Genomic DNA, 22,504 nt, shown 5'->3' on the forward strand with positions numbered 1-22,504 from the left:
TAGTTTCTCTTGGTTGATGTTGTCGAAGTAGCCTTGGATGTCGACGTCGACCACCCAATTTCCTTTTCGGTTGCAGGCTTTTCGGATACGGTCCAGTGCCCCTTTCGCACTTCGTTTTGGACGGAATCCAAATGAGGATTCCTGAAAGTCCGCTTCAAAGATCGGTTCCATGACCAGTTTCGCTGCCATCTGAATGACGCGGTCTCGGACGGTTGGGATACCCAGCGGTCTCTGCTTCCCATCTTTCTTCGGAATATAATGCCGTCGTACGGGCTGTGGATGGTATTTGTTTTCCTTCAAGCATCGTTGGCATTCGTACAGGAAAAATGCTTCTCCCTTTTCCTCAATATCCGAAAGAGTTTCTCCATCGACACCAGCCGATCCTTTGTTAGCTCGTACTCTCCGCCAGGCTTCCTCTAATACATCCATTCGATAGACCTTGTCGTACAATGCGTGGAATCTGCGCTTCCTGTTTTCCTTGGCCGCATGACCTAGTTTCTTTTGGAGTTGTTGAACGTTTTCTTTTGGTGTCGTTAGCCGTTTGGCATTCACTAATTCGTACCTCCTAAAAAAAAACATGAACAAAGCAGGGCTCCTTCCCTCCTGCAGGTTGTGTTGTCCTGCAGTTCCTCAGTACTATGAGCCCCTCGGACTCCCTTCCTGCAAGTAGATCATTTCGTCTTTTGGACTTATAGACCACTTTGTTACGGTTTCAAAAAAAAGTCCGTGCAGGGGAGGGTCTCCCCAGTTCACTGCATCTTCTTTCATACCATGCCGATCCCCTTACGCCGGAGGATTCTTCACTGCCGCTCCAAGTTCTTAGCAGTTTCCGTGGCCTTCACCCATTAAGCCGGGGTTCGGCTTCCCCTCGTCCCTCTTGCGAGGCCTCTTTGACGACGCGGCAGGATTCACTTGATGTTACGGCCTGGTATGTTGCTCGCTCTGTCTCCGACAGATACTTTTGTCGATACGCTTCTACGCACAGTTTTCACCGTACGTAGGTATCCTAGCTACACAGGGGCTTGGCCCCTCCCGTGACCGGACTTTCACCGGCTAGAAGATGCGTGCTTAGCTGGGCACGCGCATAACAAAAAGGGAGCAGCTGCCAACTGGCTAGCTGCTCCCTTCTGTGTTCAACTAACGTTTTTTCGTTAGCGTAAGTCAACTACTGAATAATTGCACATATTTGTTTAGATCTTCGCGAAAAACTTCAGAATACTTCCCAGCGGTAAATTGACTCACTACATCCCGCCAAAAATGTATTGCTGGTTGGTTAACTTTCATCTGCACTATTTTCCAATTTGCTTGGTATAAATTTAACGCCTTAACAGCAGCTAGTCTCCCAAATCCCTTTCTCCTATACTTATTTAGGATTAGAAAATCATAAATTACGTGAATTGGATTAGGATCCATATCATAATTTTCAAGAAGTATTACTAAAAATCCGATAATTCGTTCCTTATGACATATAAAATAAGGGCACCATCTAGGGTCTTCCCAATAATGATTCAAGTCAATATTATACTGCCCATTCAAGTCCAAATCTTCCTCAGTATACTGACTAAAATCATAAAGGTAGTATTGATAAAGGTTGTACAAGATTTCTTTTTGATCTATTGTAACTGGCATAAGATTAATTCCCATGATTTGTATCTCACCTCTAAATCAAACTAACATACAACCTGAGAATAGGTTCGGTGAAAAATCATTATAATCAAACTATCCTGTCCGTTCGTATTATGAGGTCAACCAGTTCTTTCTGGTTGACCCTTTTTTCATTAGCTTTGAGAATTAAGGTAGCCGGGTCGAACGTACCTGCCCGTGGGACTTGATCCCGAGCGCTATAATGTTCACCCCTACTTGTCATGACCATGATTGAGGCTGGTTGGGACATAGATCCCGTATAACAAGCGATGCTATGGAGCGACAAGAGGAAATCACAGGGGCTGCCGGTAAATTTAAATTAGGAAGGTGCATTTAAATGAATCCAGTGATTGGCCTGGATATTTCTAAAGATGAAAGCCATGGACAAGCCTTTTTAGAGCGAGGCAAACCGTACAGAGGGACGTTTAAATTCGAACATACCCAAGAAGGGCTGACGAAGTTACTTCAAGCTATTCAGGATGTTGAACATGCAGCTGGGCTACGTCCTACGCTACTTCTCGAGGCAACTGGGCATTACTAGAGTCCCGTTGTTCAGTTCTTAGAGGAGCATCATTATTTGTACATTGTCATTAATCCGCTCATCTCAAATCGGCTAAGAAAGTCCAGCCTTCGAAAAGTGAAGACAGATGCTGCTGATGCCTATTTGCTCGGAGAGTTGTACTATAAAGAAGAATTTGAGCCCTATAAAAAAAGAGGTGTTCAACTGCTTAATTTGCGTTATTTAACAAGACAATATGAGTCTCTGTCAAAGATGTGTGTACAGATTAAACTGCAGTTTCAAGCTGTTCTAGATCAAGTTTTCCCTACGTACAAAGGTGTTTTCGGGGACATCTATTCTAACATTTCACTTCAATTCTTAAATGAGTTTCCGACTTCATATTTGGTGTTGCAGTCGGATGAAGAAATGCTTAAGTCTAAATTCAAAGAACTACTCTCCTCAAAACGAGGAAGGTCAGAGAATTGGATCTGTGTGCGAGTTAAGCGCCTGCTACATGCAGCCAAACAAAATCCTTTTCAACAGAATATGTACTCTAGTCACTTGATTAACCTGAAAGTTTTGATCTCGCTCATTCTTCAGTACCAAGAGCATCTGTCTCAATTGGAAAAGAACATTGATGCTCTCGCTGAAGAAATTGAAGAATATGATTTAATCCAGTCGATTCCCGGTATTGGTCCTAAAATTGCGGCAACAATTTTATCGGAAATTGGAGAAATCGACCGTTTTGATCATCCAAAGAAACTAGTAGCCTTTGCAGGCATTGATCCAAGTGTATTTGCATCTGGAAAGTTTACGGCAACACGGAATCGAATTACCAAACGTGGTTCCCGGCAACTTCGATATGCGCTAGTTATGGCTGTCCAGTGTGGACTCATTCGTTCTCGTAATATGCGACTTAAAGATTTTTATGATCGCAAAAGAGTAGAAGGAAAACCACATAAAGTAGCTTTAGTCGCATGTGCAAATAAGCTAGTTCATTGGCTTTATGTCATCCTGAAAAGTAAAAAATCTTTCCGCACTGCCTAACTATTTTCGTTGGTATAACCTTCCAAAACAAAGGAGATTGGAGGGTTATTTGTCATGCTTATTTTTACTATACCACATGACTTAAGTCCATTTTACTGGTAATCTTGACAAGCTATTAGCTGGTATAGCTTAATGAATTAGAGCAAATAATTGAAAACTTATCCAATCGGTAATCGGTACAAGTTCTTGTCTTTGGCTCGGGACAAGAACTTGTACCGTTAAAACAAAAAAAGCCGCTAATAGCGACGACCCGCCCATTAACAACAGCGACACGTGTGAACGGCAACATCTCGTCGTCTCACACGAGCCACTGTGTTTATTGGGCTATCGTAGAACCACCTTAAGTTGATACAACCATACACAAAAACAGTGAGGCCTACCCCGACTGAAGATTGGGGTAGGCCTCACGTTTTTCAATGGACTCAAAAAAGATGGTCTCTTTTTTCACGCTTGTGCTCCGTTGGTTCACCAAAACATTTCTCTTAATTCCACTCTTTTCCGTGTTCGCGAATGAATCGAAGTTCCTCTTGATAGTGATCATAATGTCCCTCGTCGATCATTTTTTGAAACGCCATATCGCCTTCTTTGGCTTTCCTTTGCATGGTTTTACATAATCCTTCTACTCGTAGCAATACCATTTCTAAAAAACCTTTATCTATTCCTTCCATACCATAGGAATCAAAAAACAATCTAATCCTTTGTTTGATTCGCTCAGCATCCTTTAACGAATCATAATAAATGGCTTCGCCTGCTTCCGTATGATAAAGCCTACTTAAAGGAACACAAGTGTAAAGCGTATAGGCGATATCCCAAAGTCTTGGACCAGGAGCAGCCAAATCAAAATCAATCACACCTACTGGTTCTTCGCGATTAAAAATAATATTATAGATGGCAAAATCATTATGGCACATCACCTCAAATGGCTGCGGGGTGTTATCAATAGGTTGCCATCGTTCTTCCATTGGAAAATCACTCACCGCATCATGATAGAGACGAAGCATTTTTGCGATTTCTTTTAAAGACTCGTCCGACCACATGTATTTTTTTAACGGATAATTGCCAGCTTCTCCTTCGATAAAGGATAAGATCTCTCTCCCTTTTTCATCAATACCTAGAAACTTTGGCACACCATGTAGGCCTTTGCTTTCAACGTGCTTTAACAATGTATGAATTTTAACACTATCAGGCTTTAATTCTCGCCGAACCGTATCTCCTAAACGATATACAATGGAGACATTCCCTCCAGTTAGTGCTTCTTCTTTTTCGTACTGACTTTCCATTAAAATTCCCCCAATTTAGGGACTCTATGATTGTGTCAATAGAGATGTATTTTTTCCCATAAAGAAAAGCAGATATACAAAGGTATCTGCTCGGCAATGGGAATTTAATTGTCCACACCATGTATCCCTTGAATGATTGATTTAAGATAGACAAATAAACGCATCCTTAAGAACTAAGGACCGCCACTGTCTCTATTCAATTAAATAATCAATTCAAGGTATTCCACATAAGTACAGATTCCCCTCTCTTTACATCTCTAAATTAGATATTACTAGATATTACCAACTAAGAAAAGACTTTTATTTTGCTATTTACAAAAATCAAAAAAGACCGCTCAACAACATCATAAGAATCTACTCTTGGGCTTGTCCTCATGATCTAAAAAAACGGGAAAAGAAAAAACTCTCGATCAGCAGCCGAGCTCAAGATTTTTGTCATCAGGACCGAGAAATGTGGCACAAACCAGTTTCTTTGACTGATAAGTTTTTATTCGATAATTCTTCTTGATGTACACAATAACTCTGATAGGATAATTCCATATTTAAGCGAAACCAAAAGGCGGAATTTTTACATGCTTGTGACTCGTAGATGTAAATCTTGGTCGCATCTGACTCTTAGACCACGAGGATAACGAATAACCCCCATTTTTTCAAAACCTCACAATACTTAGTTTTCAAGTATTTCTACCCGTTAGCTCAAAGAAAAAAGCAACCGGTCATCTGAGCGGCTGCTTAATTGTTCTCACTACATAAAGCGGCATCAGAGAAGGCGAATCGTACCTTATCGCGGCCTTTAAACGACAAAATGGTGCCGATAGCCATAGCCCCATAGCTGCAACGAAATAATGAGCCTAATCCGAAAGTGCTCGCATGATGTTGGATTTCGCCTCTGCCGCAATCGCTTCATTCCCGTCATCGACCGCTTGCATCAAGATCAGTACGGGAATGTATACCGCGATCAGCCGCGCCAGCAGCTTCGTTTCCTCGTCCGCTCCTCCGTAAGTTTCAAAAAACACGCCGCGAGCGTAAGGTGGTAAAAAGCTGTAAGCAACGCTCAAATCACAAGCCGGATGGCCTACGCTCAGATCGCCCCAATCAATGATGCCGGAAACGATCCCATTCTCATTCACAAGCATATTTTTGAAATGAAGATCGCCATGTAGCAGTGCATTCACCGCCTCGACACGGTCCGTTTGCAGCCTGCTAATATACGCTTTGATCACACCGGACTCCTCCGGCGACAAGTGTTCAACCACCTTCGATAGAAAGCCCTCCAATTTCACTTTGCGCGATGCTATGTCCGTCAAGCTTCGATGATCTTGCTGAACTCCGCACTTCAGCGCCGCCTGCACTGGAAACTCATGCAATCTCCGCAAAAATTTCGCCAGCGTCTCCGCCGATAAAGCCCGGCGTTCTTCCGTCAAACCGATGGGGAAATCTCCTGGCACGTAGGCATAGCCAAGAAATGGTGCCGGGTATTCGTCACTTGCTTCGCCATAAAACAACGGTTTCGGATAGGGGATGGTCATATATGCCTCCAGCTTCGGCAGCAGCTTCCCTTCCATACGAATCGAGCCAACTGCAATCGTTCTTCTTGGAAACCGGAACACGTACTCGTCACCGATGAGAAAAACCGTATTGTCCCAGCCCCAGCCCAATCGCTTCACTTGCTTCGATGACAGCTGAGGGAATTGTCTGCCGATCAGCGTCCGCGCCTGCTCTTCGTTAACCTCCCACTCCGCATCCCATACATTCGTTCCTTCCATGAAATGTCTGCCTCCTCGTTCCTTACTTTATTTGACGTTTACATTCCCTGGAAGTTACGCATAACTGCCCAATACTAGAGTAAAGGGCTGGGCAAACCAGCCCCTCCTCATCAAACCGTACGTGAGGTTTTCCCTCATACGGCTTTCCGATGTTCGTCATTCATGTGCATACAGATTACAAAAGCGTTTTGAGCCCACATTGTCTCGCCATGTTCCGCACTTCTTGGACTGCACTTTGCCACCGAGAACGTTGCTTTTTCTTTGCATACCATTTTGCCAAACGCAACACAATGTACCAATCTAACTTCGCCATTCTTCGTTGGCTGTAGGACGTGTGGTAGTAATTGCGCCACCCCTGAATCTTCGGGTTCAGCCAACCTACGTGCTCCGCGAGTGATTTATGTCTCTGGCTGGACGGAGCTAAGCGCTCTTTTACCACTTCCCGGATGCGTTCCTCCGCTTTCCGGCACAGCCACTGCTGCGTGGTATAGTACGCTTTTCCGTAGGATGTTTCAGCTTTCGTCTTGCGATGATGCATGCCTAGAAAATCAAACCCTTCTTCTCCTGTCCATAATCCTACAATCCGCGTTTTCGTCGGATGCAAGGTCAGTTCCAGACGATCCATAATCGCACGTATGAGTGCATACGCCCGTTCTGCATCTTTCTTCGTTTTGCATACGACAACGAAATCATCTGCGTAACGCGTAAGTTCCCCGATTCCACTGCCATGTCGTTCCCACAGAATATCAAAATAATTCAAATAGATATTCGCGAGCAGAGGGGATATCACTCCGCCTTGTGGTGTACCCAGATCGGATCGTCTGACCTTTCCTTCTTCCATCACTCCCGCGTTCAGCCACTTCCGTATCAGCTTCAGGACGCGCCTGTCGCTGATTCGCATCTCCACCAGTTTCATTAGTTTCTCTTGGTTGATGTTGTCGAAGTAGCCTTGGATGTCGACGTCGACCACCCAATTTCCTTTTCGGTTGCAGGCTTTTCGGATACGGTCCAGTGCCCCTTTCGCACTTCGTTTTGGACGGAATCCAAATGAGGATTCCTGAAAGTCCGCTTCAAAGATCGGTTCCATGACCAGTTTCGGCCGCCATTTGAATAACGCGGTCTCGGACGGTTGGGATGCCTAGCGGTCTTTGCTTCCCGTCTTTCTTCGGAATGTAATGCCGTCGTACGGGCTGTGGATGGTATTTGTTTTCCTTCAAGCATCGTTGGCATTCGTACAGGAAAAACACTTCTCCCTTTTCCTCAATATCCGAAAGAGTTTCTCCATCGACGCCAGCCGATCCTTTGTTAGCTCGTACTCTCCGCCAGGCTTCCTCTAATACATCCATTCGGTAGACCTTGTCGTACAATGCGTGGAATCTGCGCTTCTTGTTTTCCTTGGCCGCATGACCTAGTTTCTTTTGGAGTTGTTGAACGTTTTCTTTTGGTGTCGTTAGCCGTTTGGCATTCACTAATTCGTACCTCCTAAAAAAAACATGAACAAAGCAGGGCTCCTTCCCTCCTGCAGGTTGTGTTGTCCTGCAGTTCCTCAGTACTATGAGCCCCTCGGACTCCCTTCCTGCAAGTAGATCATTTCGTCTTTTGGACTTATAGACCACTTTGTTACGGTTTCAAAAAAGTCCGTGCAGGGGAGGGTCTCCCCAGTTCACTGCATCTTCTTTCATACCATGCCGATCCCCTTACGCCGGAGGATTCTTCACTGCCGCTCCAAGTTCTTAGCAGTTTCCGTGGCCTTCACCCATTAAGCCGGGGTTCGGCTTCCCCTCGTCCCTCTTGCGAGGCCTCTTTGACGACGCGGCAGGATTCACTTGATGTTACGGCCTGGTATGTTGCTCGCTCTGTCTCCGACAGATACTTTTGTCGATACGCTTCTACGCACAGTTTTCACCGTACGTAGGTATCCTAGCTACACAGGGGCTTGGCCCCTCCCGTGACCGGACTTTCACCGGCTAGAAGATGCGTGCTTAGCTGGGCACGCACTTAAAGCAAAAGCAACCGGTCTGTTGATCGGTTGCTTACTTGTTCTTCTTTAACTAACGTTTTTCCGTTAGTTGAACGAAGATAAGAGTATTGTTAGTCCATTATAGTCAGCTTCTGTAAATTCATGTTAGCACAATATTATTTTGCAATAATTCACAAAATAACACAGTTAACGGGCTATCCTTCTGAGATAAATATCTTTCTATCTTTTTTATGTAATAAAATTCTATTTATTGCTAGTTTTATCATACTTTTATTAGAAATGCTTTGTTAATATATATTAATTGATTTTAGATGAAGGAGAATTTTTTGAAGAAAATAATGATGATTGGTGGCGGAGTTGTTCTAGGGCTTATAATTCTTGTAATTGGTTTCATATCTTTTACGGTGTACTCTCTTAACACCCCAGCTAAAAGTGATCCAGAGCTTGCCGCTTATAATGAGGAAAGAGTTAAAGAGTATTTAATTGAGGAGAAAGGGTATTTGGAGAGCGATATAGCTAGTTTTGAAGTTGTCAAGATAAAAAAACAACTGATGAAACAGCTTCTGGATATCTAACTTATGTTGAATTCTCAGATGAACTTAATAAGATGTATTCTTATAGATTAGGGGAAGATGGTGAAGTCGAACAGCTGGGAATTACCGGAGGTGCTTATAAGCATAAAGAATAAATAATAAGCTCGCAAAAGACGCTACTAGTTATGGCAACGTCTAATATGTACATTATATTAATCAGTATCTATTACTTATGACGGATTGTAACATGAAGTGCGACACCTAGTTCAAAATAAAAATGGCCCATGGCCGGATTCGTGTAAAATGAAGGTTCCTACACCACATTCACACAAGGAGAATCCGCCCATGAGCTACACACATCTTAGCATAATTGAACGCAGTAAACTAGAAGCATTACATCAACTGGGGCTGTCTGCCCGAGTCATTGCTCTCAAATTGAAACGACATCACTCCACGATCAGTCGGGAGCTCAAGAAAAATCAGAGCCCGGATGGTTACCTGGCGGCAGATCAGAGAAACGGTACCGACGTCTTCGTCAGGATCAAACCTCTGGAGGAAAGTGGACAGAGGCGCTTGGGAAAGAAATTGAGCGGGCCTTCATGAAACCTGGTCTCCCGAGCAAATCTCTATGCGTTATTATCTGAAAGGCCAGCCCATGATTTCGTTCAAAACGATATATCGCTGGCTTTATGAAGGTCGTTTGATTCGCATGACAGTTCAGCAGTTAAGGCACAAAGGAAAGAGACAGAAGCCACAAGAAAAGCGTGGTCGCTTCCTCGTTGGCACCTCTATTAAACAACGACCTAAAGAGATTCGTTTCCGAGAAACCTTTGGGCACTGGGAGCTAGACACAGTCGTCTCCAGCCGAGGAAAAAGCAAGGCTTGTGTCGCTACATGTATCGAGCGAAAAACAAGGCTGTACACTGCTATTAAAATGCCAGATCGCACTTCATTATCTATGGAAATCGCTATTGGTGTAGTTGGCGCACAGTACCCTGCCCAAACCTTCCAAACAGCTACCGTTGACCGTGGTAAGGAGTTCGCATGCTTTCGTGAACTGGAAGAGTCACACGGGATGAAGGTGTATTTTGCAGATCCTTATTCTTCATGGCAACGAGGCTCCAATGAGAATGGAAACGGGCTCCTTCGAGAGTTCTTCCCAAAAGGGAAGGACTTTGCAGAGGTGACCGAGGAAGAATTAGAACATGCCCTCCAACTCATTAACAACAGACCAAGGAAATGTTTAGGTTGGAAGACAGCTCACGAATCATTTGAAGAAGAAGTGTCGCACTTGGATTGACAATCCGTCTTATACATAAACGGATAATGCCTGATATATCAATAATTAATAAACACGGCTCTGCCTAATAGGTGGAGTTTTCTTTTTGTGTAAATAAAAAACGTCACTAGTTAAGGCAACGTTTTAGAAATATTTCGTTTAAGTTCTTCGAATTTATCAAATATAATTGTTTTATACTCATAGGTCAAATATTAATATATGAATTCTTTGTCATCGATATATTCGGTGGAAATACCGCAATCCTGAATATCAGAGTGAAAGAATTTGTATCGTTTCTACGTTGATAGTTCAATTATCTATAATCTCACTATGGCAACCTCTTTAGGCAGTTGCTTTGTTAATGATCTCATTAAACTCAGGAATCAATGCCCTTCTAACAGTTTTTTTCAATCCGATTAATTGCCCATGTTGCAAAAGAAATAGCTTGCTCATTATTGTTCATATGCAAATGTACTTTAGAAAGCACTAATGCTAATCTCTCTCTTGTCAACGTGTTACCCAACCGCTTTACATTTTTCCCTAAATAGATAAAATAATTCATAATTGATCTTCCTTCCCAATCACCTTAGTTTTTAATATAACGGTTTTTACAGGGGAAAGTTGTAATCGAAGAAGTGAAGTGCCTCTTAAGCAATCCTGCTGATTAGCAAAAGGAGGTAGTTGCCAACTGGCAAGTCGCTCCCTACTGTGTTCAACTATCGTTTTACAGTTAGCTTAATTCCAAAATTCGCCGGGTAATAGCTCCAATGTTTGAATATGTAGTTATCCGATGGACTCCCTACTATGAAACACCAATCTCTCTTTTCATTAATTTCTTAAATGCAGAGTATTCCTGACCGGATTTAATAAAGCCTAGTATTTTTTCGGCACATTCTGTTGGACTCAACTCTTCAGTATTTACTTTAAGGTCATATTCATTAAAGGAATATATTTGGTCGTATTGAGAATTCGCTAGTCCAATCTGTCGATCTCCTCTGATTTGCTCTCTTCTTGTGAGTTCTTCTTTCGAGCATAATACGCCTATAAACAATGTTGGATGATCGAATAAGAGATCAAGGTAATCATTTAACCGCTTGTCATTGTCGATTACGGTATCGACGATTACATTTAAACCCATTTCTGAAAACAACTTAATTGTTGCATAATACACTGAATTTATGGGATCAAAAGTATTTTTCCGACATCATCTACTTCTCTTGTAGGTTCAATATCCGGAAAATTACTATCAATAAAATCATTGTAATTACCAAAAAAAGTATCTATGGATAAATGATGAAAAGGAATCTCTTTCTGATTTTTCAGTTCCAAAGAAATAGTAGTCTTTCCGGAACTTGAAGTTCCGTTCAAGAACACAATAAGTCCTTGCTTCACACGAATCACCCTCACATATAAGATTTGCGTATCATTCAGACAACATTATTTTCATAAAGTTTATTAAATTATCCAGCTGATAAAATATTCGAGAAACTATTAAACTATCCTGCCGAGTAGCTTACAGAAAAAGCAACCCTTTCTACTGATCGGTTGCTTTTTCTTCTTGAACTATCGTTTTTTCGTTAGTTAAATACGTTCATTTGAAGGAAGGTTTTATGAGCAGTTCATTCCAAAAAAATACCTATCTAAACATATATAAATGCTAACATTAGTAGCCAACATAAGATATTAAACGGACTATGTCTAAGATTTAGTAGGACTATTATCCACTTTTTGGCTTATACAGAATATCAGGCATAGAGCCTCACAAAAAAATCAAACTATTCTGCAGAAACACTCATTGGAAAATTATGGTGAGAAACTATACCGTTAAAAGTGAATTTTCCTCCAATAGTAATTTTAGGAGTACACCCACCGTCCATTAGTGAAATATCATTTCCTGTTTGAGACCAACTTCCTGATGAAGAATAGATTTGAGCACTAGATAATAATTTTCTTTGATCGTTAGTAATAATTTGAGCATTAGAATCAATTGAAGCAGTAAAAGTTATTGTGGTACCGTTATAATTCATATTAGCTGATTTTATTGTTCTGACAGTAGAATCAGGTCCGCTAATTGATTTCTGGTTATTAAAAATAACCCTCGTATTAGCCCTTTCAATTGCAATTTTTTCGAATTCATTAGGATCAACCCAATCTTCTGGCATAAATTCTTCAATAGGTGCAATTTCAAGTCCATAAATAGACCCGTTCGTGACCACATCAATAATTTCAGCATACTGTTTGTAGTATTCTTCCTTTTGCATTTGTGTCAACTTTTCAGCTTGCTTAGCATGTAATGATTGAGCTTTGAGTGATTGTTGAAATATATCATTACTTGTATATATATAATTAGAGTCATAGTACAGTTTATCAGGAAGAGCCTCGAATTCACTACTTAAAGATGAAAGGCTCGTGAAAGCTGGAAAATTTTTAGGTGAATTGGTATAGGCACTATAAACAATTCCTGTAGCACCTAGCAATAAAACAGCAACAACAATAACACGCTTTTTCATTTAATCCCTCCATACTGTTATTCCATTCAAATTATACCATTTTCAGATAGTTCTTGAGTGATGTTTATTTGTTGCGCTCAACCTGCCGATTTACATAATCGAGTAGGAGGCTACCCATTAGAAGAGTAGCCGACCTCTCACACCACCGTACGTACCGTTCGGTATACGGCGGTTCAACCGCATAAGTGCATTTTACGTAGACGCTCGTACTGCGCAGGAAAGTCATAATATCCTGCCTGTACGAGCTTTTCGTTTGTTATGGAACGAGACAGCACCGGGCTTCTGGCGATGCGCCAGTACCCAAGACGGGAGTTTCCCCATTGGTACGCCTTCCCCTCCGGTATCCCCAGCCTGCGTAGGTTTTGTACCTTTGTTCTCGGTTTCTTCCATTGCTTCCAGATGTACATACGAAGTCGCCTCCGCAGCCATTCACTCCAGCTTTGCAATATCCGTTTCATGTCAGCTACATAATAGTAGCCGATCCATCCGCGAATGTAGATCTTCACTTTCTCCATGACTTGGCGAACATTCCTGCCCTGACTTCGGCTCGTTAGTTCTTTCAACTTCTTCTTTGCTTTTGCGAGGGACTGCCCATGTACTCGAATATACACGCCACTTCTGTTCTTTCCCAAAGCAAAGCCAAGAAATTTAATGTGCTTCCGGGCCATTACACTGACTACCTTGCTTTTCTGCGTATTCATTTGCAGTTTCAGCTTGTTCTCCAGGTATTTTCGGCAGGATTCCAAGAGACGCGTTGCTGCCCGTTTGCTTTTGGCTAGCACTACGATGTCATCTGCATAGCGGATGACCTTCACTCCCCGGCCGTTCATCTCCTGGTCGAATTCGTTCAGGTAGATGTTCGCGAGTAACGGCGATAAGGGGCCTCCCTGCGGAGCGCCTTCCTCCGTTTTGCAGTGCACCCCGTTCTCCATGACTCCACTTTTTAGGTATTTCTTAATCAAATCGGTTACACGCTTATCCCCGATTTGTTTGCGCAAAAGATTCATTAGTAGCTCATGGTTCAGTGTGTCAAAGTATTTGGAGAGGTCAATTTCTACCGCGTAGCCGTAGCCCTGTTGCGCATACTCTTTTACCTTGCGAATGGCTTGCTGTGCACTCCGCCCTGGGCGGTAGCCGTAGCTTCCCTCCGAAAAGAGCGGCTCAAACAGTGGCTGCAACTGCTGGGCAATCGCCTGCTGGATCACTCGGTCCACCACTGTGGGTATGCCAAGCTTCCGTACTCCACTTCCATCTGGTTTGGGAATTTCTTTGCGCCGTACGGGGCTTGGCTTGTACCTGCCTTCCCGGATACTTTGCAAGAGCTCGTCTTTATGTTCCTGCAGCCATGGCAGCGCATCTTCTACGGTCATCCCGTCGATTCCTGGCGCTCCATGGTTGCGTTTGACCTGCTTGTAGGCTCTGTTCAGATTGTCTCTGTTCAGTATCTGCTCCAGCAGGTCTGTTGCACCGTCCCTTTCTCCACATTCCCGAATGCCGACACTCCGCGCTCCCACATACTCTTTGCGTTCCACGCTATCCCTTTGCGGGCAGCCCTTTCGGTATTCTGCTTTCATTGCGTCGACTCTCCTTCCTGCTTATACTCGAGACTTACGATTGTTCGGCCCTTCCCGAAAAAAAAAAACTTCTCGGTACTATGGCTTCTGCTGACTTCTCACAGCAAGCTTTACTCCGTCTTTCGGATTTTTTTTCCTACTTCACGTCTGTGAGATCTCCCCGGGTAAGAGCGATAACCTTCCCCTCATCTATCTGCCACATTTACATGATAGGATTCGGGCAGTATTGGACTTCGCTTTGTAGTGCAAGCTCGTCCGTCCCACCATGCCTTGTATGTGATTTCTGTTCGTCAGACCGAGGGTTTGCCTCCGGCTTCCTTCAGATTCCGCCTCGCGGCGGACACCCTTGCCCTTGGCTAACAGTTCCTACTGCCAAGCCTGTAGCGGACTTTCACCGCCGAGTTATCGCCCATGCCGGGCGCACACTAAAAGGGAGCAGTTGCCAACTGGCAAGCTGCTCCCTTCTTTGTTCAACTAACGTTTTTCCGTTAGCTTAATGAGTTATCCTAATAAAATCAATCATTCGGCTCCTATAGAAATTAACTAAAAGAAAAGATTTTGAATTGTGTTATTAAGTAGACAGTAATGAGTACATTTATTGCGAGTATAAATGTTATTTTCAGATTAACTGAATATTTTATTAAATAACGACGAAAAACAAATGAAAGTAAGGTCATGATAACAAAATACCCAATCGGTATAACGAAACTATAAAACACTTTTTCTGTTGCACCAATGTCACCTGGTGGGGCATCTGTCTGCTGTGAATCGCCCCATTGCTATCCATATCTTGAATACCCAGTAAAAAAAGAATGATGTGGTCGATGTAACTAATAGATAAGCTACATAGCTAATTACGCTAAGGTTAATCTTCAATCAGTTGCCTCCGATTTTATGCGATTTTTCATTATAAAGCCTTTAAGAAGCAATTACTTCATTAAAATAAGAAAGATTGTTGTATCCACATCAAGAAGCTCAGTAATCCTGTTATGCTGAATGTGATTAAGATAGTTACTATTCCTCTTGAAACAGACTTTAAATTTTTCTTACCTGTTAGTCCTATTATTCCAAGGATTAAAGTTATCAACGAAAGAACGTAAACAATATTCACGGCGTCCGGGTCAGATATTTCACCAATAAGTCTATAGAGTTCTGCCCAACTATAGACTGTCAAATATGAAACTAAACAAATTATTGAAAGGAAGAAAGACCATAAATTTAATTTTTCTCTCATAAATTTCACCTCCTCATATAGCTAATTAGGCATAAAAAATATACGATGGATTTTGTAGAATCTTAAACGATCATATGGTTCCGATAATCCTGAATGTTGTAATTTTTGGTTTCGTTAGGCAGTTTGAAGCATTAACTATATAGGAAAATAACCTCCAATCACAATACAGAAATTTACATCTAGAATTCAGTTAAAAGACAAGAAACACATAGGCTGTCCTAAAGTGGGTAGAGCGTTGGTTGGAACGAACATAATCAGATGATTCTCCGGCTCTGAATCTTCATTAAGCTATTCTGCTCGTAATTGAAAAGACGACAACCACGATTGGTCGCCGTCTTTTATTTATTATTTATTCAACTATCGTTCAAAGAAAAGCGCCGGATCGCATTGATCGGTCGCTACTCGTGTCCCGTTAGCGCAACAAGTGCCTAAGAAACTACAATGATGTGGATTTGTAATCCTCTTTTAAACACTGTTTTGCAATATAGAAGATCTGTCCCATGTGTTCAGAAAAATGCGTAGCGCATTGATGCAACATGTCCAGATTGGTTCTTTCCCGTTTCCTCACCATTTGTTTTTGCTCAAATGTCTCATTGGGCATGGTTTTAATCATCTCGATAACGAATCGGAGCCGTTCTTCAATTATCTTTTCCAAATCATACTTCTTAACAAAAGTATAAGTCAGTTCTTCCTCGCGATTTCTCTGGATTTCTTGATGTAATATTCCCTTTAAGATTCTTTCCTTAATATTCCCCTCAATGTGCTTAATAAGTGTTGATATACTGTGGCTTTCTTCATTAGGTCTCCAGTTGAGTTGTTCATCATCTAACTGACTTGTAGCTTTAAGAATTCTTACGCGAATTTCATCAAACTTGTTTACTAACCACTCTCGATTAAAGTCTTGATTCACACGTATACCTCCGTTACATTCTGGATTATTTACCAGTAATTCGATAACTTATTGAATTATCCTGCCCAGTACTTAAAGAAAAAGCAATCGGTTCTATTGATCGGTTGCTTACTTTTTCTAATTAAACTATCGTTTTTCCGTTTGTTGAACGTGAAATTCAGACGTGATTGCTCCAATTATAAAGGGTCAGATACCCAAAGGATACCAATATGTATATTATCCAATGCAACTATTCCCGTATCCATCGTACTCCATAAGGAGTCATTTATCGTCGTCCAAGAAGAGAGCTTAAAGTAGCCAGAATTCAATTCAAAATTCCCATTTGTATAGAAAGTGGCTTCTGTCTGGAATTTATCTAAAAAGTAATCACTGAGATCATTTGCCAACGGTTTTGTCTTCAATTCAATATCATGTGTTATGTTTTCGGAAAAAGAATAAGTTAGAATCTTTTAGCATAATCTCTATCAACAATTCTCCAGTTATCCTGTATCTTCTCTGTATGATGGCCCATCTTTTTAAAACCCCTGTAATATATCTCCTTTATTAAAAATATTTCTTAATTCAAAACCGTAAGTAACATTACCTGAGTTCCTCTTAGATAATAGACTATTAAACTCTTCATCAATTTTTATCATGTTCCTATCCAACCCCTACTTTAGAACCTCTATTTAAAAGAGCTTCTTTAAATAGATTGAATTTCCTCCTTCAACTAACTTGCTGTTGGTTAGCATAACGAGCCAGGAGTAGTCGCTAATTGGCAAACTGCTTCCGGCTGTTTCAACTATCGTTTTTCCGTTAGTTGAATGAATTAACTGACGAAGATCTTTAAAAAGCAGATCTTATTAGTCACCTGCAATTATAATGTTGTAAGGAAGAAGATGTTTTGTTTTTTTAATTATATTGATTAGTTGATCCTGATATCTTTTGTCAAGGAAAGGGACTAGAGTATTCAATTCTTGAATAAATTCTTCAACCTCAGACCCTTTAAAATTACCTTTCGCTAAATAATAATGTTTTAAATTTCGAACATATTTCGTTTTACCCCAGAGTTCCTTGTTAATATTATAGAAAATTTGAGTATGCAACTCATACGATATCTCTACATAGTCAGTTTCATTACCATTTGAATCACATAACATAATATCTAAACCCAACAAACGCACCCCAATTTATTTGTATTGTTGTTATAGAAACACGCCTTAAACTATCGTTTTTTCGTTAGTTGAACGAAGATAAGAGTATTGTTAGTCCATTATAGTCAGCTTCTGTAAATTTATATTAGCACAACATTATTTTATAATAATTCACAAAAAACACAGTTAACGGGCTATCCTTCTGAGATAAATAACTTTCTATCTTTTTTATGTAATAATATTCTATTTATTGCTAGTTTTATTATACTTTTATTAGAAGCGATTTGTTAATATATATTAATTGATTTTAGATAAAGGAGAATTTTTTGAAGAAAATAATGATGATTGGTGGCGGAGTTGTTCTAGGGCTTTTAATTCTTGTAATTGGTTTTGTGTTCTATGTTTTTCACCTTCTTAACACTCCACCGAAGAGTGATCCAGAGATTGTTGCCTATACTGAGGAAAAGGTTAAAGATTACTTAATTGAGGAGAAAGGGTATTCGGAGAGTGATATATTAAGTGTTAATTCAAAAAGAAAACCAAAGGATAAAGATAAAACAGCAATAGGATATCAAGTTTTAGTTGTATTCTCAGATACACCCGATACTATTTATTATTATGAAATAGTTGATGAAGATGAAAATAAAATTGAACAACTTGGAATGACTGGAACAGATATTAAGCATAAAAATTTTCCATAAAAATATTAGATTGTATAATATATAATTTTTATTATCTATTACTTATACATAAACAGATACAAAGAATGTAGAGCGCAAGTGGGTATGAAATAGTGCAACTGTTATAAGAGTGACAAATAGTGTATTTGTTGCCCTAGCGCTTTCTTCTCTTAGCCGGAAGGATTGTGCTTTTTCTTTTTTAACTGTACTAGTGGCAGAGGTAATAAAGTAGATCTAACACTATAAATTTACTGGCTCATGAGACATATCATTAAGAACTCTCATTCAACTAATGTCCCTTCTGCCGGTTTGATAATTAAAAGGGAGCAGTTGCCAACTGGCAAGTCAGCTCCCTGCTGTTTCTACTAACGTTTTTTCGTTAGCGTAACGTTTTCAGTACATTTTTTGAAACGTCCGTAATTATCTTAAACGACTAATTCCTTTAATCCAGGTTCGAAATTTGTTAAATCAGAAAAGCTTTGACCTGTTTCGTTTATCTCCAAGAATCGGTTCATAACAGTGTCTTTATCTCCTTCTGTTATCCATAGTGAAGATAAGTATTTTGCAAGACCGTAAGAGTTCAGTTTATGTCCGTTATCTAACACAAGTCCAAACATCCTTAGAGAATCTTCATGTTTTTCTATTCTAGTAAATGAGCATCCCAAATTATTTAGAGCGATGAGTAATGATCGCTTTGAAGTCCGGGAATAGTTTAGTTGACTCCAACTTCCCAACAATGGTGGTGCTGTTTCAACATTTTCTATCGAGCAAATTTCATCCAAATGTGTTGGAAGTAATTGATATATACAAGAAATAATTGAATTTATCCCTCTTCATCTTGATGTAAATAATTCCGTTCCAAGAGTAACGAAAAATATGCAATTTTTGAGAAAAGAAGATTCTGCCAAGTATCGTCCTCGTGAATTAACCTCAGCATATTTTCAAGAGCAATATCGAGTACTTGTATATTTTTTAATGTTACTGAGGATGCAATGACGGTTCGATGACTTTCAAAGCGCACAGCCCGGTTTTCACGCGATCTATTCGAATGTGTACAGGCGTATAGATACCATTCAGTCCATTCATTGAAATGGTCGGCTAGGGACAAAGTTAATGCTTGTGTAGCATCTGATACTAACCAGTGGAGTTTTTCAGGATATAATGCTGTCTTCCCCCAGTTAACAAACTCTAAGTGATTCTGGTACAAATCATTCGTGTTCCTTAGTAAAGCATAGTTATCGGAAAGATTCCAATATACCCAGCCTTCTTCATCTAATGATAGCTTCTTCGATTTCTTGAAATCATGAAGGAGGTCAATTATTTCGATACTATCGTTAGCGTTAACTAGTTGATTAAATTTTTCATAAATATCCATTTTTCCACCAACCTTTTCGAAGGGATATATGGATTATACCTACTTCTTAAAACTTATAACAGACTGGTAATTATTACATTATTTGGTATAATTAAATTATGATAAAAGGTAACGCGGATCAGGATCGCAGGTCTGTCGAATTCATAGCAATCTTCTCACGTTTAGGTTGCCACTTATCTGGCAGTCTTTTTGCATACTCCTTCACTCATCAGAAGAATCGGCAGTAATTACGCGCTATATTATCCTGCCGGTTTGCATAACAAAAGGAGCATTCGCCAACTGGCTAGTCGCTCCTTCTGTGTTCAACTAACGTTTTCTCGTTAGTTCAAAGAACAGTTCATCAACAAATTATCACTTCACTCTTTCGGAAATATTTTTACTTATTTCTTCAGGATTTTCAACACCAATGATCAACTTCGATATTTTGAACTTACCAACTTGAAAGCTATTCAAATCTAAATGAAGAGTTTTAAGCTCATTTTCAAAAAAGTGCAGTTGATAACCACCCTTTGCTCTAAATAACCCATTTCTCATTCCTCCTAATAAAGCACCATATAGTTTAAAAGCATTTGGTATCGGTCTACCTGTTGTTATTCCCTTAATTGAAGAGTATGGAATTTGCAACCCTTTATCTAATTTTAAAAAGGGTGAGTTTCCAAGGTCGATATTTATGTAGGTTTCCATTAATTGAATTTTACGTTCCATATTTTGAATCCTCCATTTTCAATTAATCCATTTATTTTACAACCCATAATTACATATAATACCACAAAACCTCTTTTATCCTTAAAAGTCTAAGCTCTGCCCGTTTGCTTAACGCAGCGCCAGTCTACAACTTTATTTTCTCAGTTTATCAAGACCTTAATTTAAGAAAGATAGATATATTAAAGGGTTTCACATATTAGTCATGACTAATATGTGAAACCCTTTATGTTCAACTATTGTTTTTTCGTTAGTTCAATCATTTTATTCTTCATCAGAACACATGCATTCAGATAATAGCTTGTTAACTACGCTTAAGTCATCAAAATCCTTCAGATTAATCAAGGAAGCCACCGCCCTGTTTATAAACCATTCTCGAAATTATTATCTGTCCACCACTCTACCATGCCATGAGTTTCAATCTTCGTCTTCAATGTCAGGATAATAACGAATATAGTAGTCAACAGCACCCTAATAAAAAACCCTGATATGTAAATCAAGGTTCTAGAGATAAACATGCAAGCTGAATTTAATTTGTTTTACAAACATGTACATAAGAAAACATTTAAGCTATTTAAGTTTTGCTCAAAGCACTGAAGAAAAAGCCCATAATTTCATCTGTTATTCTGTGATAAGTTTTGCTAATTCCTCTAGGTACTCAATACTTACATCATCAAAAACAGTATTAATAGTATAGGCATACCTTTCAGACATCATATGAATAGCCTTACTTGCTTCTCCCTTAACATATACAACTTTGTATCCATTAACCTCTCCAGTTGTTATTTCTGCATCTGAGTATACACCGGAAGTATAGAAATCAACTGCTTCTTCAGAGTTATATTTAAAGGAACTTGGATAAAATCTACAGCAGAACCGCTTTCTAAAATATAATTTGCACTAACTTCGATAGAGTCATCTCCATAGTCTGTTGTATAACTACCTAATAATTCACTAATCGGATTATCATCTGTTATGTCCGCGGAATACTTTTCAATCACACTTGGATTAGCCAAATCCAACGGTATGTGTATTTGATCATTTGGCACTGTAGAAATAGGCTTAATTGTTACATTATGATCTTCTTGTATCTCTGTATTTTCTAAAGTTGATTTTTCTGCTACGTTTGAACTGTAGTTAGCTTCGATGCGAAAGTTGTATAAGTATATGTGCTTCCACCGACTAATAATGCCGCTGTTATGATACTCGCTAAAAATTTTTTGTTCATTTATTTGAATCCTCCTTTTTTATTTTGATTAATCTACATTGAAATCCCCAATCCACTAGCAACAATAAGAGCCTATCTTACATGTGACAGTGAAACTTATAAAATCTCCAATATTACCATCCTAAAATCTGTTTTTTCGTTAGCGTAATTAACCAGTTGTGAATTTAATGATCCCCTGCACCTAAATAACTTTCTGCTGGCACTTTGTATAATACATAATTGGTAGTCCACATCTGCCCTGTTATAATAATCCTTCCTTCACCTTCAAAAATATCCCAGAACCCTCGTAAGAGTCATACTTTAACCCTTGATCCTCCATCTCCCTTATGACTTTGTCTCTTCCTTCTTGTTGATTTCCGCTATAACCGAGCCAATAAAATCCATTAACTTTTGATAATTCAACTAGTTCATTGTTACTCTTATCCAATTTTTCAACAACTTCTTTCTTTGATATACCTTCAAAAGGAAGCGTTGGATAATAAGCTTTACTAGAGTAAAACCAAAAACTTAGTAAGATAATTACTGCCAGTATTAATGCAATTAGAAGAAATAATATATCCTTTTTCGTTTTCACGTTGGCCTTAACTCCTTTTTTTAAATAAGTTTTTTCGTTAGTTGATGTATTTGTATCTAAACTTCCTCCTACCGACCTTATATACTCACTTGTTGAGTCTTGAGCTTTTGGACTGTTGGATAGTTTTAAAAATCCGATTAAAGTAAGAATTAATGAAATGACAATTAGACCAAATCGTATTAAATTACTCATTTCCCTCTCCAATCCCTATTAAATTCAATAACAATGCTTTCTACTTATAAGAATACTTTCAACAGATTGAAGCCTCAATCATTTCAATAGCTCCACTTTCTCCGTCGACAGAATCGATACCCTTCTCACAATTTTCTTCATTTTCCCACTTAATTAAATAGCTATTTCTTTTGAGGTCTACCGATAGTATTTTGACTTTGCCGATGTGTTTAGTATGTTGTTCAATAACGCTTAATTTTGCTTGTTCTTCTGCTACTTTTAATTCTGCAGTATTACAACCACTTATAATAAAAATCAGAAAGATAAACATTGTAGCAATCCCTTTCATATCCCTTCCTCCTTTATCACTTAACGTTAATTTCA

At 39.6% G+C, this 22,504-nt stretch carries 18 protein-coding genes and 3 pseudogenes; 4 read left to right on the plus strand and 17 right to left on the minus strand.

Features of this window, described 5'->3' with window-relative positions:
* Positions 1-552 (minus strand): reverse transcriptase domain-containing protein (locus tag ACWPWY_RS17080; RefSeq protein WP_454192926.1); only part of this gene is annotated, 552 nt, incomplete at its 3' end.
* Positions 553-1,161: 609 nt separating this feature from the next.
* Complete coding sequence (locus ACWPWY_RS17085) at positions 1,162-1,644, minus strand: GNAT family N-acetyltransferase (RefSeq protein WP_454192927.1); 483 nt, start codon at positions 1,642-1,644, stop codon at positions 1,162-1,164.
* A 337-nt stretch (positions 1,645-1,981) separates the two neighbouring features.
* Here ACWPWY_RS17085 and ACWPWY_RS17090 point away from each other — a divergent pair.
* Positions 1,982-3,190 (plus strand): annotated as a pseudogene (locus tag ACWPWY_RS17090) (IS110 family transposase).
* 482 nt (positions 3,191-3,672) lie between these two features.
* Here ACWPWY_RS17090 and ACWPWY_RS17095 read toward each other — a convergent pair.
* The 4 genes from ACWPWY_RS17095 to ACWPWY_RS17110 form a co-directional block, all read right to left on the minus strand.
* Entirely contained in the window at positions 3,673-4,470 is a 798-nt protein-coding gene (locus ACWPWY_RS17095; RefSeq protein ID WP_454192928.1) for a phosphotransferase, read from the minus strand.
* 851 nt (positions 4,471-5,321) lie between these two features.
* Positions 5,322-6,236, minus strand: coding sequence for a phosphotransferase (locus ACWPWY_RS17100; RefSeq protein ID WP_454192929.1), 915 nt, complete (start codon positions 6,234-6,236; stop codon positions 5,322-5,324).
* A 175-nt stretch (positions 6,237-6,411) separates the two neighbouring features.
* A complete protein-coding gene (ltrA, locus tag ACWPWY_RS17105) occupies positions 6,412-7,323 on the minus strand; it encodes a group II intron reverse transcriptase/maturase (RefSeq protein ID WP_454192930.1) in 912 nt (303 codons plus the stop codon).
* Positions 7,307-7,705 (minus strand): hypothetical protein, encoded by a 399-nt coding sequence (locus ACWPWY_RS17110; RefSeq protein WP_454192931.1) that lies wholly within the window; start codon positions 7,703-7,705, stop codon positions 7,307-7,309. Before ACWPWY_RS17110 ends, ltrA (ACWPWY_RS17105) begins: the two co-directional genes overlap by 17 nt.
* Positions 7,706-8,543: 838 nt before the next feature.
* Here ACWPWY_RS17110 and ACWPWY_RS17115 point away from each other — a divergent pair.
* Both ACWPWY_RS17115 and ACWPWY_RS17120 read left to right on the plus strand, forming a co-directional pair.
* Positions 8,544-8,792, plus strand: a complete 249-nt coding sequence (locus ACWPWY_RS17115) for a hypothetical protein (RefSeq protein ID WP_454192932.1) — start codon at positions 8,544-8,546, stop codon at positions 8,790-8,792.
* Between the two features lie 303 nt (positions 8,793-9,095).
* Positions 9,096-10,050: pseudogene (locus tag ACWPWY_RS17120) on the plus strand (IS30 family transposase).
* 373 nt (positions 10,051-10,423) lie between these two features.
* Here the strand turns inward: ACWPWY_RS17120 and ACWPWY_RS17125 are convergent.
* The 7 genes and pseudogenes from ACWPWY_RS17125 to ACWPWY_RS17155 all read right to left on the minus strand — a co-directional run bounded on the left by ACWPWY_RS17125 (position 10,424) and on the right by ACWPWY_RS17155 (position 17,411).
* Positions 10,424-10,591 (minus strand): hypothetical protein, encoded by a 168-nt coding sequence (locus ACWPWY_RS17125; protein WP_454192933.1) that lies wholly within the window; start codon positions 10,589-10,591, stop codon positions 10,424-10,426.
* Between the two features lie 240 nt (positions 10,592-10,831).
* A pseudogene (locus ACWPWY_RS17130) lies at positions 10,832-11,421 on the minus strand (chloramphenicol phosphotransferase CPT family protein).
* 383 nt (positions 11,422-11,804) lie between these two features.
* Positions 11,805-12,539, minus strand: coding sequence for a hypothetical protein (locus tag ACWPWY_RS17135; protein WP_454192934.1), 735 nt, complete (start codon positions 12,537-12,539; stop codon positions 11,805-11,807).
* A 173-nt stretch (positions 12,540-12,712) separates the two neighbouring features.
* Positions 12,713-14,113: a group II intron reverse transcriptase/maturase gene (gene ltrA, locus ACWPWY_RS17140; protein ID WP_454192935.1), complete on the minus strand. Its 1,401-nt coding sequence runs from the start codon at positions 14,111-14,113 to the stop codon at positions 12,713-12,715.
* A 937-nt stretch (positions 14,114-15,050) separates the two neighbouring features.
* Positions 15,051-15,347 (minus strand): hypothetical protein, encoded by a 297-nt coding sequence (locus tag ACWPWY_RS17145; protein ID WP_160037232.1) that lies wholly within the window; start codon positions 15,345-15,347, stop codon positions 15,051-15,053.
* A 436-nt stretch (positions 15,348-15,783) separates the two neighbouring features.
* The gene (locus ACWPWY_RS17150) at positions 15,784-16,257 is read right to left on the minus strand and encodes a DinB family protein (RefSeq protein WP_454192936.1); all 474 of its coding nucleotides are present in this window, start codon (positions 16,255-16,257) and stop codon (positions 15,784-15,786) included.
* An 842-nt stretch (positions 16,258-17,099) separates the two neighbouring features.
* Entirely contained in the window at positions 17,100-17,411 is a 312-nt protein-coding gene (locus tag ACWPWY_RS17155; protein WP_454192937.1) for a hypothetical protein, read from the minus strand.
* Positions 17,412-17,716: 305 nt separating this feature from the next.
* On the opposite strand from ACWPWY_RS17155, the gene ACWPWY_RS17160 reads away from it, so the two are divergent.
* Positions 17,717-18,091, plus strand: coding sequence for an EGFR-like transmembrane domain-containing protein (locus tag ACWPWY_RS17160; protein ID WP_191805249.1), 375 nt, complete (start codon positions 17,717-17,719; stop codon positions 18,089-18,091).
* A gap of 802 nt (positions 18,092-18,893) precedes the next feature.
* Here ACWPWY_RS17160 and ACWPWY_RS17165 read toward each other — a convergent pair.
* The 4 genes from ACWPWY_RS17165 to ACWPWY_RS17180 form a co-directional block, all read right to left on the minus strand.
* The gene (locus ACWPWY_RS17165; protein WP_454192938.1) at positions 18,894-19,445 is read right to left on the minus strand and encodes a hypothetical protein; all 552 of its coding nucleotides are present in this window, start codon (positions 19,443-19,445) and stop codon (positions 18,894-18,896) included.
* A gap of 351 nt (positions 19,446-19,796) precedes the next feature.
* Positions 19,797-20,150: a hypothetical protein gene (locus ACWPWY_RS17170; RefSeq protein ID WP_160037225.1), complete on the minus strand. Its 354-nt coding sequence runs from the start codon at positions 20,148-20,150 to the stop codon at positions 19,797-19,799.
* 1,466 nt (positions 20,151-21,616) lie between these two features.
* Entirely contained in the window at positions 21,617-22,141 is a 525-nt protein-coding gene (locus ACWPWY_RS17175; protein ID WP_454192939.1) for a hypothetical protein, read from the minus strand.
* A 58-nt stretch (positions 22,142-22,199) separates the two neighbouring features.
* Entirely contained in the window at positions 22,200-22,469 is a 270-nt protein-coding gene (locus ACWPWY_RS17180) for a hypothetical protein (RefSeq protein WP_191799811.1), read from the minus strand.
* Positions 22,470-22,504 lie beyond the last annotated feature (35 nt).

Source organism: Paenibacillus sp. Marseille-Q7038, assembly GCF_965111595.1.

Bases quoted from the DNA above. Each gene is read 5' to 3' on its own strand.
- ACWPWY_RS17095 (WP_454192928.1), bottom strand. From the start codon at position 4,470: ATGGAAAGTCAGTACGAAAAAGAAGAAGCACTAACTGGAGGGAATGTC.
- ACWPWY_RS17180 (WP_191799811.1), bottom strand. From the start codon at position 22,469: ATGAAAGGGATTGCTACAATGTTTATCTTTCTGATTTTTATTATAAGT.
- ACWPWY_RS17170 (WP_160037225.1), bottom strand. From the start codon at position 20,150: ATGGAACGTAAAATTCAATTAATGGAAACCTACATAAATATCGACCTT.
- ACWPWY_RS17145 (WP_160037232.1), bottom strand. From the start codon at position 15,347: ATGAGAGAAAAATTAAATTTATGGTCTTTCTTCCTTTCAATAATTTGT.
- ACWPWY_RS17085 (WP_454192927.1), bottom strand. From the start codon at position 1,644: ATGGGAATTAATCTTATGCCAGTTACAATAGATCAAAAAGAAATCTTG.
- ltrA (WP_454192930.1), bottom strand. From the start codon at position 7,323: ATGGAACCGATCTTTGAAGCGGACTTTCAGGAATCCTCATTTGGATTC.
- ACWPWY_RS17175 (WP_454192939.1), bottom strand. From the start codon at position 22,141: ATGAGTAATTTAATACGATTTGGTCTAATTGTCATTTCATTAATTCTT.
- ACWPWY_RS17165 (WP_454192938.1), bottom strand. From the start codon at position 19,445: ATGGATATTTATGAAAAATTTAATCAACTAGTTAACGCTAACGATAGT.
- ltrA (WP_454192935.1), bottom strand. From the start codon at position 14,113: ATGAAAGCAGAATACCGAAAGGGCTGCCCGCAAAGGGATAGCGTGGAA.
- ACWPWY_RS17135 (WP_454192934.1), bottom strand. From the start codon at position 12,539: ATGAAAAAGCGTGTTATTGTTGTTGCTGTTTTATTGCTAGGTGCTACA.
- ACWPWY_RS17125 (WP_454192933.1), bottom strand. From the start codon at position 10,591: ATGAATTATTTTATCTATTTAGGGAAAAATGTAAAGCGGTTGGGTAAC.
- ACWPWY_RS17100 (WP_454192929.1), bottom strand. From the start codon at position 6,236: ATGGAAGGAACGAATGTATGGGATGCGGAGTGGGAGGTTAACGAAGAG.